The sequence below is a fragment of the Clostridium sp. AM29-11AC genome, from assembly GCF_003480545.1.
Lineage (GTDB): Bacteria > Bacillota > Clostridia > Lachnospirales > Lachnospiraceae > Otoolea > Otoolea saccharolyticum_A.
Map to the genome: position 1 here is coordinate 1 of NZ_QUJI01000004.1, position 15,575 is coordinate 15,575.

Here is a 15,575-nt window from a genome sequence, read left to right on the forward strand (position 1 = left end):
CGGCGGCGGACCCCATGGACGGTTGGGCGGTGGCGGCGGACCCCATGGACGATTGGGCGGCGGCGGCGGACCCCATGGACGATTGGGCGGTGGCGGCGGACCCCATGGATGGCGTCCGCGATTCAGGTTCTCTGCCCTGACTGACTCCTCCTGTCTGCTCTCCTCCCCTCTTTCCGTCTCCATCGTGTGAAGAGGCACCTCCGAAACAGCTGTACCGGAAAAGTTGTCCTGCCCGGTTTTCTCACGGCCATATGTTCCCGGATTTCCCGTGATTACTGTCCCACTGTATGGGCTTAAGCTGGCATCAAAGGAGCTAAGCAGCGGTTTCTGTCCGGCCCCATACCTTGGAAGTTCATATGTCTCCAGCATTTCATCTCTCTGAGCCGAGGCGGCCCTGAGCCCTCTCCCTTCCCTCTTGTCGTCCTGAGTCTCCTGTTTCTCAGAGCCATAGCCCCTGTTTTCCGGAAAGGACAGAATATTTCCGTTTTTAGGCTCCTCACCTGAATCTCTGTACTCCTCTGTCACTGTGTTCTCTCCTGCTATGCTCTGCGCGATATCACGGCAGATCCGTTCTATGGCAACCCGATCCGGAAATTCATCGTAGATCAGACTGCCCTGATAATCCAGGCGGTCACAGGCCTCCCTCACTCTGGCTCTCAGCTCTCTGAGTCCTGCCGGATAAAAACCGGAAAAGTACTCATAATCTCTCAGCGTTTCCATAAGCCCATTCTCCTTTGGCTCAAAGGGTCCCGCCTGCTGCTGCCCGTCAGCCCCGCCGCCGCTCTCTTCCGAAATCGGGGCAGAGCCGGACGGACGGCTGTCAAAAAAATTCTGCATATGATACGGCTCCTCCTGTTTACATAGAGTTATATGGTATCATATGCAGAATCTCTGCTGTTTTTTCCGTTTTCTTACTGTGAAACTGTTTTCCAGGCTTTAAAACAGGTGTTCCGGATAGACACCGCTCTCGCAGAGCCTGCGGATCTCACGGCTCACAGACTCCCTGTCTTCCCTGTAGGTAACACCGAACCACCGGTCTCTCGTCTCCAGCACTCTCACCTTTGCCCTTCCTTCACGAATCATCTGGTCAATAATCGTCGGAAGCAGATACTCCGATTTCAGGTCCCCTTCCTTAAGGTCTGACAGGAACTTCGGAAAGCCCTTTTCGAGAGCTCCCATAAAGTCCGGGGTCAGCCCCCACATATTCATGGAGACGTGCTGGCTTCCTGAAACCCTGACCGGATTGCCCTCTCTGTCGGAAGCAGTGAGAATCCCGTCTCTTTTTTCTATGTTATAGGTTTCCGTCACGCTTTTTAAGATTCCGTCCTCTCCCACGCGGCAGACTCCGCGGGTAACTCCCCCGTTCTCGCTGAGCGTGTTTGAGAGAATAAAGCCTGCCATGCAGATATCGTAGACGTCCCCCCTGTCCTCCCTGGCATTCACCAGATAATCATGGATCAGGCGGAAGGCCTCTTTTCCGTAATAGTCATCTGCATTGATAACAAGAAACGGCTCCCTTACCAGCTCCTTTGCGCAAAGCACCGCCTGTCCGGTTCCCCAGGGCTTCGTCCTTCCCTCCGGAAGACGATATCCCTCCGGAAGATCAGAAAGCTCCTGAAATGCGTAGGAGACAGGCGCAATTTTCTCTATCCTGTTTCCTATAATCTCTCTGAAATCCTTCTCCAGGTCCTTCCTTATGATAAATATGATCCGGTTAAAGCCTGCCTCAAGGGCGTCGTGGATGGAATAATCCATAATAATTTCACCGCCGGGCCCCACAGGCTCCAGCTGCTTGATCCCGCCTCCGAAGCGGCTCCCAATACCCGCTGCCATAATTACCAGTGATGTTTCTCTCATAATCCCTCTCCTGTGTTCTGCTTGTTTTCTTCCTGCACGTAAGCAGCCTTATATTATGGACAGTTTAGCACATCGTTCTCTTTATTTCCACCCCTTTATCTGCATCTTTCTGCTCCCTTTTGTCCTTAGCCGTGTCTGATTATTCCCGGAAATCTTGTCCGCCGGCACCAGATGCAGAAATCTGCACGAAAAGAACGAAGCTCCTGTTTCTATTCTTAAATTTATTTTGAAAGTCAGAAAAATAATCTGCCAAAGAAAATGGAGCGTATGGTATAATAACCGCGGAGCGGTTATTATACCTGCGCCGAGCCGCTGGCGCCCGAAGGGAGCCAAAACACTATTGCGGCAAGTGCGCATCCCTCGGAGAGATACATATCCGGAGGATATGGTACAATAGCGAGGAAAGCGCATGCCATGCTTGCATGAGCATGCATTTGCCGAGCGGCCCATCGAGACGCTAGTCGAGATGGCATAATGACCGCGGAGCGGGCATTATACCTGCGCATTCCTGTTTCAGCATTTACTGCTGAGAGCCGGGCAGACGCCTGGTCAAACCGAAGAGAAGGGGGCAGACAGTATGACTACGAAATATATGCTTATACAGTTGATTGGATTTGCCGGAACTTTGCTGTTCTTTTTTTCTTACCAGTGCAAGAGCAACCGCAACCTGTTCCGTGTACAGTTCCTATCTTATTTTATTTATACAGTTCACCTGATACTTCTGGGTGCCATGACAGGAGGGGTGAGCTATATCATCAATACCTTCCGTTCTCTGTGCCTGGGAGGAAGGTGGAAGTTTGCCAAAGGCTGGGGGATGTGTATTGGAATCTGTGTCCTTCAGTTTCTAGCCCTTGTTTTTACGTGGTCGGGATGGATATCCATTTTGCCGATTGCTGCAAATATTGCGTCGACAATTGCAGGATATTCACATAATCCCCGCAAAATCAGAGTAGTGGGTATGTTTATCAACTCACCCCTCTGGATTATCTACAATTTCATGTCCGGTTCTCTGGCGGGTATCCTTGACGAGATAGTGACTGAAATTTCTCTGGTCATTTCCGTCTTTCGGTTTGGGTGGAAGTCTCTGGACCGGGTTGAGGATTAAATAAGAGCCGTCTTTCATTTCGGAGGCAGCCATCCCCAAAAGTGCCGTTTTACAGTCCGTATCAGGAGGTTGATATTGATATTATGAGTGATGCAAACATCTATCTGTCCGACGAAGAAAAGCAGGCCTTTCTGGCTTCCCTCCCCTTTTACAGCCGTCTGTCCGGCAATGAGAGGGCGCTGCTATCAGAGCGCCTCCTCCTCTCCCGCTATCCGGCCGGCAGCTCTATCTGCTCCCTGGAAGCCCAGTGCCTTGGCACTGTCTTTGTCAAAAAGGGGATCCTGCGCCTGTACCTGCTCTCCGGCGACGGGAGAGAGGCCACCATCTGCCGCCTGCGCGACGGGGAGGTATGCCTTCTGTCCGCCTCCTGCCTGATGTCTGCCGTCACTTTCGATGTACAGATCGAGGCAGAAACAGACTGCGAGCTCTATATCATCCCCTCCTCTGCTTTCGCCGTTCTGATGAACGCCAACATCTTTGTAGAAAATTTCGCCTACAAATCCATGACCGAACGGTTTTCTGACGTGGTGGCGGCCATGGAGCGGATGTTCTTCATGAGCCTCAGGCAGCGCATCGCTGCCTTCCTTTTAGACGAGGCGGCCGCCCAGAGGCAGGACTGCCTGTCCCTTACCCAGGAACAGCTGGCCAGAGCCATCGGAAGCGCCAGGGAAGCTGTCAGCCGCAATTTGAAACAGATGGGTTTCGAAGGACTGATCCAGGTGTCCAGAGGCCAGATCTGTATTCTGAATAAGCCCGCCCTCTACGCTGCCGTCCAGCAGCAGAAATAGTCTTTGCAGGCAGCCATCCGGCTGCCTTTTGTTTTACGGTTCAGCATTATGGTTTCAGCGGTCCATAGAAGTAGGAAGCTGTGGCACCTCCGTCTATGAGAAAATCGGCTCCCGTGATAAAGGCACCCCTGTCACTCATAAGAAGCTCCGCCACATTTGCCACCTCGTCTGCTGTGCCTGGTCTGCCGGCAGGGCATTTAGCAAACATATTCCTGTAAAAGTCTCCCCGGGGACCGTTCAGTTCGTCCAGGGCAAGAGGGGTGACGATAATTCCGGGAGAAATCGAGTTGATACGCGCTCCCCTCCGGCCCCATTTTACAGATTCTGCCATGACACGCTTTTCGTTGCAGCGCTTCGCAAGCTGATAGGCGTGAAGCGTATCCCTGATATACTCCGGCTGTAAAATGGCAAGCGACAGGAGTTCCTCTGCGGGAGTGCAGGCGAGCTGCTCATCCTCCTCGGGGGTAAGCTGTTTCATCCGGTGTCCGGACTGGCTTGAAATGGTTACACCCACACCTCCCGGCGCAATCACGTTTCCCACTTCTTCCAGAAGAACAGCCGTCCCATACAAGTCCACTTTCAAAATGGCCTCCACAGAGGCCTGGCTTGGAGACACACCGGCAGCGTTGACCAGCATGGTGATTTCTCCATGCTTTTGCGCCTCGGCAATCATTGACAGGACAGAGGGCCTTGACGACAGATCCATCTCCACAGGCAGAGCGTCAAAGCCCGCCCCATTCATGGTCTCTGCAGCCATCCGGGCATTTTCTGCCTTCTTATCTCCGACAATAATCTTTTTCCCGTATCCCATGCGGCGGGCAATGGCCATACCGATCTGTCCCGCGCCTGCTAAAATCATCACATCTTTTTTCATAGCTGGCTTCCTTTCTTCAAATCTGCTTTAAATCAGCTGAAAGAAACCTTCCTGCTGTGTTCCGTATCTGGTTCACGGCCGTTTCCTTCCTGGCTTCTTTTATTCTGTATCTCCATTATAAAATTGTGCAGGCGCCCAATCAATTCCAGTTATAAAGCTGTCGCATAAGTTTTTCTAATAGAACAAGGCTGCCCTCCGATTGCGAGAGCAGCCTTGTGAAAAAACGGGCTGTTATACAAATTTCTGTTTCAGAATATCGGCAAATTCCTCTATATAGTAACCGGAATTATCCTTTTTCCAGAACAGGCAGTACTTCCGGGTAATCTGCTCCTCCCCCCGATAGAGGGGAATACGGCAGACAGAAGTCCCGAAATTCACGGTCTGGCTGTTTCCCTCCACAGGCATGAAGCCTTGTCCGCTGGTGACAAGCAGGCGGGCTTCTTCCAGATTTTCCGCGTACAGGAAATCCCCCTGGATGCCAATCACCGTCTGATAGTATTCCTGTTCCGTTTGTCTCTGCTCTTTGGATGCAATCAAAATACAGGGAATGTTTTTTAATTCCTGTGTGGCGACAGCGGGAAGGGCGGCGATTGGATTTCTGGCTGCTATTTCGATATACATGCCGCTGACCGATAATACCAGATTGACATATTCATCTGAAAAAGCCCTGCGCTGGTCGTTCAGCACCAGATCCGCGCCGCCGTTTCGCAGCAGAGCAAACAATTCTTCGTGGTTTCCATACTGGATCTGCACAGAGATTCTGGGATATCTGGATGAGAAATCTTCCAGAGCCAGATGAACCTCCCTGCTGCTGCAGGTGCGCAGGTAACCGATTCTTAAAATCACCTCATCCCCGCGGGCTATCTTAGCCGCCTCACTGTAAATCTGTTCATAATCAGCCAGTAAAATCAGACTCTTTCTATAAAAATGCTCTCCCGCAGGCGTCAGAGCAAACTTCCTGTTTTTTCTCTCCAGCAAAGAAAAGCCCAATTCCGTTTCCAGCGCCTTAATTTGCTGTGAAATGGCAGACTGAGAAATATGGCACTCCTCAGCGGCCTCTGAAAAACTGTTATTGCGCACAACGGCCTGAAAATATCTGATTTGCCGCAGCAATTACAACACCTCCCGGACAGACTCATTGAATTATATTATAGCACACTCCTGCGAACCGGCGAAAGATGAGCGAAAAACTGCTCTCCGATGGAAAAAGGGAAGGGTTTACAGTGACTTCGCTGGAACTGTAAATCCTTCCCTTTTTCTCTCTCATCTCTCTTTTCTCAGGCCTTTTCCGGCCACTTCCATCCTTTCCTGTGCAGCCTTATGCATTTTTTACGGGCTGCCGCAGGTATACGATGCCCGGTCTCCTATTTCATGGCGTCCTCCAGCACCTGTTTGGACTGCACTCCCACAAAGCGCTGCTGCTCCTTTCCGTCCTTAAACACGATCAGAGTCGGAATGGACATGACGCCGAACCGGCCGGCCAGACCCATCTGCTCGTCAATGTTGACCTTGCCCACATGGTATCCTTCCTCTGCCATCTTTTCCACAATGGGAAGCTGCATCCGGCACGGAGCGCACCAGGGAGCCCAGAAGTCTACTAACATGGGGCTGCCTTCTCCTATATTTTTTAACTCCTCATCGAAATTTTTGTCTGTCAGAATTTTCTCCATCTCTCTCTTCCTTTCTGCCTGAACGCCTAGAGACGGCGCCTTCTTAAGACGCCCTTCAGCTGTGCTTTGGCGGCCGGGGCTCTGTAATTCTTTTATACAGTATGCCCTTTTTTCATATTTCTAGCAGCTGTCCTGCCTCCGCCGCTGCCTGCTGTTTCTGTCTGTTGTTTCCATCTGTTTTCATTATACGCACAAACCTGATTTCTGTCTGTGACCTGGTCACACAGATACAAACACAGCTTATCTCCAGTTCCACCTGCCGAACCGAAGCGTGGTCTTTCCAATGAGAGAAATCAGCTCCTCTGTCATCTGCTCCGGCAGAAAGCGCCATTTCCAGTTTGTCCCCACTGTGGAGGGCGTATTGATCCGGCATCGGTTGGGAAGTCCCATGTAATCCTGAAGAGGAATGATGCACATTCTGGCCTGGCTTCGCATGGCGAGGCTGATAAAGGCCAGGTGGAGTTTTTTATCCGGCGTGTAGTGATCGCACAGGTAATCTCTGGCCAGCTCCCTCTCCTCCTTCTTGATGGAGTGGAACCAGCCGGAGATGGTCTCATTGTCGTGAGTTCCCGTGTAGACCACGCAGTTTTCCGGGTAATTGTGGGGAAGGTAATCGCCGGCGCAGCCGGAATCCCTGGAATCGAAGGCAAACTCCAGCACCTTCATTCCCGGATAACCCGTCTCCTTTACCAGCCAGCGCACAGAGTCCGTCACATAGCCCAGATCCTCGGCGATAATTTCCTTTTCGCCCAGGGCCTGTCGGATTCTGTGGAAAAAGTCGATTCCCGGCCCCTTCTCCCAGTGTCCCGTGATCGCGGTGTCTGCGTCTGCCGGTATGGAAAAATACTCATCAAATCCCCGGAAATGATCGATGCGTACCACGTCGTAGAGCTGATAGCAGTGAGCCAGACGGCTGATCCACCACTGATAACCGGTATTTCTGTGGTATTCCCAGTTGTAAAGAGGGTTTCCCCACAGCTGGCCTGTGGCTGAAAATCCGTCGGGAGGGCATCCTGCCACCGCTGTGGGCCTGTTTTCGCTGTCAAGCTGGAAGAGCTGCGGATTGGCCCAGGTGTCTGCGCTGTCCATGGCAACGTAGATGGGAATGTCTCCGACAATGCGGATGCCCCTGCTGTTGGCGTAGCTTTTCAGCCTTCTCCACTGCTCCATAAACTTAAACTGCAGATACTCGTGGAACTCAATATCAAAGTAGAGCTCTCTCTGGTAGTAATCCATGGCATTGTCCCAGCGCAGGCGGATGTCCTCCACCCACTCTGTCCAGGCCTTCTGCTCAAATCTGGCCTTTACTGCCATATAGATGGCATAGTCTCTGAGCCACCACCTGTTTTCTGCCTGAAACCGGAGAAACTCTGTGTTCTCGCTGATATTGCTCCTCTCATAGGCTTTTCTGAGAAGAGGAAAACGGTGTCTGTACAGCTTCGCATAATCAATGCTGTCCTGTTTTTTTCCAAAATCTGCGCTGTCGCACTCCTCCCTGGTGAGGACTCCCTCCTCAATCAGATCCTCCAGGCTGATGAAATAGGGATTGCCTGCAAAGGTAGAAAAAGACTGGTAGGGTGAGTCCCCGTAGCTGGTAGGCCCCAGAGGCAGAATCTGCCAGTAGGACTGACCTGCCTCACTCAGATGATCTACAAACTCATAGGCTTCCTTGGAAAAGCATCCAATGCCGTACCTGGACGGCAGACTGGAAACAGGAAGCAAAATTCCGCTCTCTCGCTTCATAATCTATTATCTCCTGAACTTCTGACTTGTTTCTTTTCTTGACAGCTCTGACTCCTCTGTTGCTGTGCTCTCGTCCCAGGGTGTCCTGCACTCAGCTAAAACGCCGAAGTGATCCGATACAGCCGGACAGTCACTTCCGTTAAAGACAGTCCTCACCTCTTCAATCACGACGTCTCCTCTGCTTTTTCTGTCCCCGGAGTCATGCTTTCTTCCATACCAGATGTAATCGATCCGCATTCCGGGGACTTCCCCGTCTTCCCGCCAGCCGTCGATAGCCCCCGGGACAGTGATGCCGCCATCCCGCTTCCCGGCGGCGCGGTATGCGTCTGTCCAGCCTGAGGCGGTGATCCGATCGTAACCCTCTCCCCTCACACTGTCCTGAGTGTTGAAATCTCCCATAAGCCACACATCTGCGCGCCTGCGCAGGGAGGAGGCGAAGGCGTCCAACCGCTCCCACTGTCTGGAGAAGGGCTCCTCCTCATCCTTCCACCATCCCATGTGGGCCGTGACAAAGCTGACAGGTTCCTCCCCTTTCCCTATATTTAAAGTAATCGCCAGAGCCTTTCTGGTTTTCCAGTTATTATAATCTCTTCCGTCTGTCAGAAACAGCTGAGACACCTCTGCAATGGGTCTGCGGCTCATAAGAGCCATCCCCTCATCGTACTTTCCATATCCTACTTTGGCTGAAGTCCACGTCCAGAAAACAGGAAAGCCCGACCGGCGCAGAAGCTGAGCCGCGCGAAGTCCGTGGTTCCCCAGCCGGACAGGGACAGCACAGGAAGGAGGCTCTGACGGGCAGGGGATGAAGCCGCTTTTTTTCAGCACCTCCCCGTCAGCCTCCTCCCCGTCCAGAGGCTGATTGACTTCCTGGAGAGCGATCACGTCAGGTTTTTCCTTCAGGATTTCCTCTGTAAAAATCTTCAGCTTTTTCTCATAGTCCTTCTCTTCCAGGCTGTGTGTGTTGAGAGTTAAAAGCTTCATCCCTCTTTCTGCCTCCTTCTGTTTTTCAAAATTTTAAACGGCATACGACTCTTTGAAAGCCCCTGTCAGGGCCTGCCTTCCTGCGTTCTTTTCTGTCACAGCTTGCCGGGCGCTACAGGATATCGTTAATATCTGATTTCAGCACATCTGCCTTGGGCCCGTATACTGCCTGAATGCCTCCATCCTTCTTGATCAGCCCCATAGCTCCCTCTGCCTTCCAGGCCGGCAGGGATGCCACCTTGTCCATGTCCTTCACCGTAACCCTCAGTCTTGTCATACAGGCATCCACCAGGGAAATGTTCTCTCTGCCTCCGAGAAGCGCTATAATCCGCTCTGCCTGACTGTCTCCTCCTGCTGCCCCATTTCCTGTGAAGGCAGCTTTGGACTCTCCCTCATCCTCCCCGGCATTCTCATCCGTATAGTTTCCAAGACGGCCCGGCGTTGCAAAATGGAATTTTCCTATCATGAAGTAGGCCACTGCATAGCCGATCACAAAGAACGCCGCCACACAGATGACAAAGTTGATAATATCCCCTGTAAGCCCTGCCTGTACTGACATGGGCAGTCTTGTGAACAATTCCAGATTTCCGAAGGAATGGAGTCTCAGGTTGATGATTCCCGCCATGGCAAAGGCACATCCCTGAAGCACCGCATACACCACATACAGCGGAAGGGCGCAGAACATGAACATAAATTCAAGAGGTTCTGTAACTCCTGTCAGGAAAACGGCCAGACCGGTTGAAAAGAACATGGAGCGGTAGCTCTTTCTACGCTCCGGCTCTACTCTTCTGTACATGGCCAGGGCAATGCCCAGAATCAGTCCGGTAGCTCCTATCATCTGTCCTACCTTAAAGCGGGCAGGTGTAACCGTTGTCAGCAGTTCCTGGTAGCCGGCCATGTCACCGGCTCCCTTCAGGTTAATCAGATCTGTTACCCAGGCCAGCCAGAGCGGATCCTGTCCGAATACCTGGGAGCCTGCGTTGGCTCCTGTGAGGATCGTGTAGGTTCCTCCAAAGGAGGTGTAGTTCATCGGAATCGTCAGCATGTGGTGCAGTCCGAAGGGGATGAGCAGACGCTCCAGGGTTCCGTAGATAAACGGAGCCAGCACCGGCGAGGTGGAAGAAGAGTTGGCAATCCAGACGCCGAAAGCGTTAATTCCCGTCTGAACAACCGGCCACACAACCGCCAGCACCAGAGAGATAATCACGGACCAGGCGATTACCACCAGAGGTACGAAGCGCTTTCCGTTAAAGAAGGCCAGCGCGTCCGGAAGCTTCCTGTAATTGTAATACCGGTTGTAAATGGTTCCTCCTGCAAATCCTGCAATGATGCCCACAAACACGCCCATATTCAGGGCAGGTGCGCCCAGCACAGAGGTGAAATATCCGTCCACTGCGATCTCACGCCCGAACAGAGTGTGGGTCACAGCGCCTTCCGTTTCCAGCATCTCTGCAGTCACCCCAAAAACAGAGCCCGTAATCATGTTGATCAGAATAAAGGCAATGAGGGCAGCAAAGGCACCGCCTGCCTTCTCCTTCGCCCAGGAGCCGCCGATGGCAGCTGCAAACAGGATATGCAGATTGTTGATTACCGCCCATCCGATGTTTTCCATGGTGCTTCCGATTGTCATGACAGCTCCCATATCGCCGCCTGCCATCTGCACCAGCTTTCCAAGGCTTATCATCAGCCCTGCCGCCGGCATGACGGCAATAACCGTCATCAGCACCTTGCCCAGCTTCTGGAGGAAATCAAAGTTAATGGGGAAACGCTTTTTCTGAGCTTTTTTCGTCTCTTTCCTGCTGCCAGGCTCTGGCCTGCTCTCCGGGGCAGTCGTCTCCTCTGCCTTCGTGCTTCCTATCTCCACTGACTCTGCCCTGCCCACAGCCGGTGAATCGGTGCTGCCTGCGCCCGCTGCATCACTCTGCTCTGCGCCCTCCAGGCAGTCGTCAAAAATGGCAATCAGCTCTGTCTCTCCTGCCTTTACCGGCCCGTGGAAGATATTCATGCTGCGTCCTCCCAGCCCGCCGCAGACCAGAACAGGGGTGACTGCATTGATCTTTTTCTCCGACAGCGCCTTCAGATCGGCCTCTGCCACCAGCTCTCCTGCCTTCACCTTATCTCCCGGCTTCACGTACGCCTGGAAGCACTCGCCCTTCAGCCCCACTGTCTCCAATCCGAAGTGAACCAGCACTTCTACGCCTTCCTCTGTCCTGAAACCATAGGCGTGGAGCGTGGGCGCCACCGACACCACCTCCCCGTCTACCGGGCTCACAATCCGCCCGTCTGTAGGCTCAATGGCTGCTCCCTCCCCGATAATCTTCTGGGAAAATACCGGATCCGGGACCTGCTCGATGGGAACTGCTGTTCCGGTGACGGGAGCCTTCAGGATGATTCCCGTACATCCTCCTGCTGTCTGCTCTTTCATATATACTCTCCTCCTGTTTTTACCGGCAGGCCTGATGCAAACCGATTATTTACAGCCGCTTTTCCTTTTCGGCCTTCTCCTGTGCCTTCCTCTCAGTCTGCTCTCGCCCGCTATGTTTGCATTATTTAGTGCAATCGTTTGCATTAAATATAAATCCGCTATCATGTAAAATCAATACTTTCGTCATATTTTTTTCTCTTTCTCCTTTTTTTACAAATAACCATCTACCTTTTTGTGCAAAATGACGCATACTTTTGCAAACGATTGCGCAAAATTTGCAAAACAATTTGACATTCTCCCCCGCCACATTTAAACTAGATAAAAAAGCATCTGAGCTGTTTTCCCCCTCTTTAAACAGACGTTTGGGGAACTGCCAAAACAGCAAAACAGCGCAAAGGAGGTTTACTCATGCCAGTTACCATAAAAGACGTAGCCGCACTTGCCGGCGTATCTCCCTCCACTGTGTCCAGAACCTGCAAGGATCATCCGTCCATCAGCCGCCAGACAAAGGAAAAGGTGAGAAAGGCCATGGATATCCTGGGCTATGAGCCAAATTTTCAGGCCAGCAGTCTGGCCTCCCAGAACTCCAGAACCATCGGGATCATCCTCCCGCCGTCTGAGCGTGAGACTTATGAAAACTCGTTTTTCCTGGAGGTCATCCGGGGCATCAGCCTTTTGTGCAATCAAAAGCAGTATATCAATACTGTAATCACCGGAAAGGACGAGGAGGAGATCCTGAAAGCCGTCAAAACCATGGCGAAAAACGGCATGGCGGAGGGCTTTATTGTCCTCTACTCCAGGGAGAAGGATCCGATTATCAGCTATCTGTTCGACGAGGGGCTTCTCTATGTGCTGGTGGGAAAGGCTTTCAGAAATGCCAATCAGACTATCTATGTGGACAACGACAATGTCCTGGCCGGCAGGGAGGCCGCCCAGTACCTGATCTCTCTGGGGCACAGGCGCATCGCCTACCTGTCCGGCGATCACTCCCAGCTCTTTGTGGGCGACAGAAAGGCCGGCTGTATGCTGGCGCTGACAGAAAACGGGCTGCCAGTGCGGCAGGAATACTTTATCGAAGCCTCCATCTCCTCTGAGGCCGGGCGCTGTCAGCTTGAGGCCCTTTTAAAAAGTCCTGAGCGGCCTACCGGCATCATCGTCAGCGACGATATTCTGGCCACCTGGCTGGAACGCCTCTGCACGGATATCGGGATTCAGATCCCGGAGGAGCTTTCCGTCGTCTCCTTCAATAACTCCATCTTTGCAAAGCTGACAAGACCTCAGCTTACCTCTGTTGACGTCCACTCCCTGCAGCTGGGCACCGAAGCCGCCGCACAGATGATCAGCCACATTGAAAACCCGAACCTGCTGGCCACTAAAACCATCGTGCCCCACCACATGGCAGAGAGGGAGAGCTGCAGACCGCTCCCCTGTACAGGTGCACATGGTGATGAAACGAGTCTGCTGTAATATGCCTCCCGGTCCTTTTTTATCCGGCCGCCGGAAACCTGAAGGTTCTGACCTGCTCAAAATGATTATTCTCCACATAGCAGACGGCCTGCTCCCTGGCGGAGAAAACGAAGGAAACTCTGGTAGCCCAGGGTCCCTCCTGCCGGACGGCATGGAGGAGAGAAAATGCGTCTGATACCCCAAAGGTATTTCCGTATTGACTCAGAATCCTCCCAGCTCTTTCGTATCGGTCATCACCCGGAACCAGGAAGGGGCGGGTACTTTCCGGGGAGAGCAGGGAATAATTTGTCATGAGAGAATACCTCCCCGTATCTTCCCTGCAGCCGATTCCAGGCTCAATCACCAGCGTGCGCCCTCCTTTGTCGGACAGCACGGCCTGCATAGTCGCGTCCGGTGCATAGACAATCTTCTTTGTCCCGGCGATGGAACAGGCCTCGTCGAATGTGATCTGTGCCCGGATAAACTGCTCCGTCAGATCTGCCACTGTCACACAGCCTTCCCTGTCCTCATAGGTCCCTGCGGGATTTCCATGGACATACAGCAGTGTTCCGGCATTGCCGTTTCGGTGAACACCGTGATAGGCATGCCGCGCTCCGTCAGGGCGCAGAATTCCAATATAGAATCTGTCCTCTTCCTCCATTATCTGATAATCCCAGACAGCGGGATCTATATCAAAATTAAACCCCGTGATCACCTCATCCCCCCGATAGACAAATCTGGTACACATATCCTTCCTCCTCACTGTTTTTCTTTTTATCATACTCTGTCTGCATGCGCAGAACAAGACACGGGACTTTACAGAATGAAACTGTACCAGATCAAAAGTCCCCAAATGAGGAAGCCCGTTCTCATACCTTCCCCGCCGGCGCGGGGCTGCCGGTGCGGGGCCGCCGGAGCCGTCAAGCCCTCCTGCGGCCGGGTATGTGTGTACTCGGGGAGTGCCCTTATTTTTGAGAGGCGCCGTGTCTTTTGAAAGGGACAAAATCTTTAAATCTTTGCAACAGATCGAAAAAACAGGGGCCCGTCATCGAGGCCCCTGCCGGTTATTTCTGATAAATAATTTTTCGTATGGCATGTACAGACAGACAGTATTTTTCAGCCAGTTCCTCCGCAGAGACCCCATTTCGGTACTCCGCTGTGATACGGCTGTTTCGCTGCTGCAGTTCCTGCCGGTACCCGGATACTTCTCCCCACCGCTTTTGCTGTGTCTGATCGGTTGGAACGTAGATATATCCTCCCTGGATATATCTCTGCAGCTCCCTGACTAACGGTTCAGGCAGAAGCACTCTCGCATTGATATACTTCATGCAGGCTTCCTCCTTGAAATAATCGCCAGGAGGCAAAGCCGGCATCTCATTCTGCGACTATTATATCTCCATGCAAGCGTCGCAGCCTGCCGGCTTTGCATGGAGCCATGCCTCGTTGAGTTTCATCTCCACCCCTTCCTTCCGTCATTCACCTGTTCTGCTGTCATCCTCCGTTCTCTGCTTGGAACGCATTTAATTCCGTTTCAGGAAATTGGAGATCCGCTTGTACAGGATAAAGGTGACAAGGCCGTTGATTCCCGCCTTGATAACATTAAAGCCTATGATAAAGGCCATCAGATCCCATACCACTTCCCTGGTCACACCCATAAACAGAGGTGTGATAATCAGGTTTGCCCCTACCATGACAGCAGCCATGGCCGCTGTGCCCGCCGCCAGCCCGATCACGGCAAAGGTTTTTGTCTTTTTCCTGTGATAGATGGTTCCAGCCGCCACGACAAGTGTTCCCGTAGCGATCAGGTGCATAAGAATCCCGTAGAGTCCGCTTCCTGCGCTGACTGTGACGCCCTGGATCACCGAGGTCACAAGGGTGAGCGCAAGGCCCGCAGCCGGTCCAAAGGTAAAGGTTCCTATTAAAATCGGAATATCAGCCGGATCGTACTCCAGAAACGCAACCGCCGGAAACAGCGGAAAATGGATAAGGTACACAAGCACAATGGAAACTGCCACAAGGGAGCCCATCTTTACAAGGCGCAGAGTCTGATCCCTGCCTGTCTGAGAATAGCTGGTCATCGTTTTGTTCATCTTCAAATTCCTCCTGATAGAAAAGTATGCCTGCAGTTTCCGTTTCTGTGATTGACTCTCCGTTTTCCTCCCGGGCGTCTCCTGATACCTCATATCTGCTCTCTGCTGACACCCTGAAGCACCTTCACACAGGTTATCCTTCACAAAAACAGACCTGCCGGGCCGTCGGCCCTGAATGCTGTGAATATAGAAAAGAATCTGACAGGAAACAAAAAGGTCCTGAAAATAAATTTCAAGACCAGAAAAATACATAACCGTATTTTTGTTTCTTTCATCCGGACTGTACCGTTGGTATGGGGTTCCCACCCATTCTGCCCTCCAAAGGAAAGCTCGCGGACTCGAAGCCAAAGCTCATCACCGCCAGTGAGGAATTTCACCTCGCCCTGAAACAGATTTTTCTACTACATAGTAGCACGTATCAGAAGCCGTGTCAAATATTAATCACCATTCCCCCATCTGCCCTCCCCTTCCATTCCCTCCATCAAAGAAATTCTCGCTTACACCCTCCTCCGCCTGACACTCCCTTCCCCTCCACAAAAGCCCCCTCGCTTACACTCCCTCCCCCGCCCGACGCTTCTCCTCCCGCCCGACACTCC

13 protein-coding genes, 1 pseudogene and 1 riboswitch are annotated in these 15,575 nt (G+C 52.3%); of the genes and pseudogenes, 3 read left to right on the plus strand and 11 right to left on the minus strand.

Features of this window, described 5'->3' with window-relative positions:
• Both DW757_RS17230 and DW757_RS04080 read right to left on the minus strand, forming a co-directional pair.
• Positions 1-837, minus strand: a pseudogene (locus tag DW757_RS17230) (hypothetical protein); the annotation flags it as partial.
• Between the two features lie 99 nt (positions 838-936).
• A complete protein-coding gene (locus DW757_RS04080; protein ID WP_008399099.1) occupies positions 937-1,857 on the minus strand; it encodes a sugar phosphate nucleotidyltransferase in 921 nt (306 codons plus the stop codon).
• A gap of 577 nt (positions 1,858-2,434) precedes the next feature.
• Between DW757_RS04080 and DW757_RS04090 the strand changes: the two genes are divergently transcribed.
• Both DW757_RS04090 and DW757_RS04095 read left to right on the plus strand, forming a co-directional pair.
• Positions 2,435-2,962: a YgjV family protein gene (locus tag DW757_RS04090; RefSeq protein WP_008399096.1), complete on the plus strand. Its 528-nt coding sequence runs from the start codon at positions 2,435-2,437 to the stop codon at positions 2,960-2,962.
• A gap of 83 nt (positions 2,963-3,045) precedes the next feature.
• Complete coding sequence (locus DW757_RS04095; protein WP_118751060.1) at positions 3,046-3,750, plus strand: Crp/Fnr family transcriptional regulator; 705 nt, start codon at positions 3,046-3,048, stop codon at positions 3,748-3,750.
• 46 nt (positions 3,751-3,796) lie between these two features.
• Here the strand turns inward: DW757_RS04095 and DW757_RS04100 are convergent, their stop codons facing one another.
• The 6 genes from DW757_RS04100 to DW757_RS04125 all read right to left on the minus strand — a co-directional run bounded on the left by DW757_RS04100 (position 3,797) and on the right by DW757_RS04125 (position 11,443).
• Positions 3,797-4,624 carry an SDR family oxidoreductase gene (locus DW757_RS04100; protein ID WP_118751061.1) on the minus strand — a complete coding sequence of 276 codons (828 nt, stop codon included), beginning with the start codon at positions 4,622-4,624 and terminating at the stop codon, positions 3,797-3,799.
• A gap of 231 nt (positions 4,625-4,855) precedes the next feature.
• Positions 4,856-5,737, minus strand: coding sequence for a LysR family transcriptional regulator (locus DW757_RS04105; RefSeq protein ID WP_118751062.1), 882 nt, complete (start codon positions 5,735-5,737; stop codon positions 4,856-4,858).
• A gap of 251 nt (positions 5,738-5,988) precedes the next feature.
• Positions 5,989-6,390 (minus strand): thioredoxin, encoded by a 402-nt coding sequence (gene trxA / locus DW757_RS04110; RefSeq protein ID WP_347559963.1) that lies wholly within the window; start codon positions 6,388-6,390, stop codon positions 5,989-5,991.
• Positions 6,391-6,534: 144 nt separating this feature from the next.
• On the minus strand, positions 6,535-8,037 hold the full coding sequence (malQ, locus tag DW757_RS04115; protein ID WP_118751064.1) for a 4-alpha-glucanotransferase: 1,503 nt from the start codon (positions 8,035-8,037) through the stop codon (positions 6,535-6,537).
• A gap of 6 nt (positions 8,038-8,043) precedes the next feature.
• The gene (locus tag DW757_RS04120; RefSeq protein ID WP_118751065.1) at positions 8,044-9,018 is read right to left on the minus strand and encodes an endonuclease/exonuclease/phosphatase family protein; all 975 of its coding nucleotides are present in this window, start codon (positions 9,016-9,018) and stop codon (positions 8,044-8,046) included.
• Between the two features lie 112 nt (positions 9,019-9,130).
• Positions 9,131-11,443, minus strand: coding sequence for a PTS transporter subunit IIBC (locus tag DW757_RS04125; protein WP_008399082.1), 2,313 nt, complete (start codon positions 11,441-11,443; stop codon positions 9,131-9,133).
• Positions 11,444-11,851: 408 nt separating this feature from the next.
• On the opposite strand from DW757_RS04125, the gene DW757_RS04130 reads away from it, so the two are divergent.
• Positions 11,852-12,910 (plus strand): LacI family DNA-binding transcriptional regulator, encoded by a 1,059-nt coding sequence (locus DW757_RS04130; protein WP_118751066.1) that lies wholly within the window; start codon positions 11,852-11,854, stop codon positions 12,908-12,910.
• 19 nt (positions 12,911-12,929) lie between these two features.
• On the opposite strand, the gene DW757_RS04135 is transcribed toward DW757_RS04130, so the two are convergent.
• The 3 genes from DW757_RS04135 to DW757_RS04145 all read right to left on the minus strand — a co-directional run bounded on the left by DW757_RS04135 (position 12,930) and on the right by DW757_RS04145 (position 14,979).
• Complete coding sequence (locus DW757_RS04135; protein WP_021966747.1) at positions 12,930-13,637, minus strand: hypothetical protein; 708 nt, start codon at positions 13,635-13,637, stop codon at positions 12,930-12,932.
• 316 nt (positions 13,638-13,953) lie between these two features.
• Entirely contained in the window at positions 13,954-14,217 is a 264-nt protein-coding gene (locus DW757_RS04140) for a CD3324 family protein (protein ID WP_015544809.1), read from the minus strand.
• A gap of 192 nt (positions 14,218-14,409) precedes the next feature.
• Entirely contained in the window at positions 14,410-14,979 is a 570-nt protein-coding gene (locus DW757_RS04145) for an ECF transporter S component (RefSeq protein ID WP_021966748.1), read from the minus strand.
• Positions 14,980-15,238: 259 nt separating this feature from the next.
• Positions 15,239-15,374, minus strand: a riboswitch (FMN riboswitch).
• Positions 15,375-15,575: the final 201 nt, after the last annotated feature.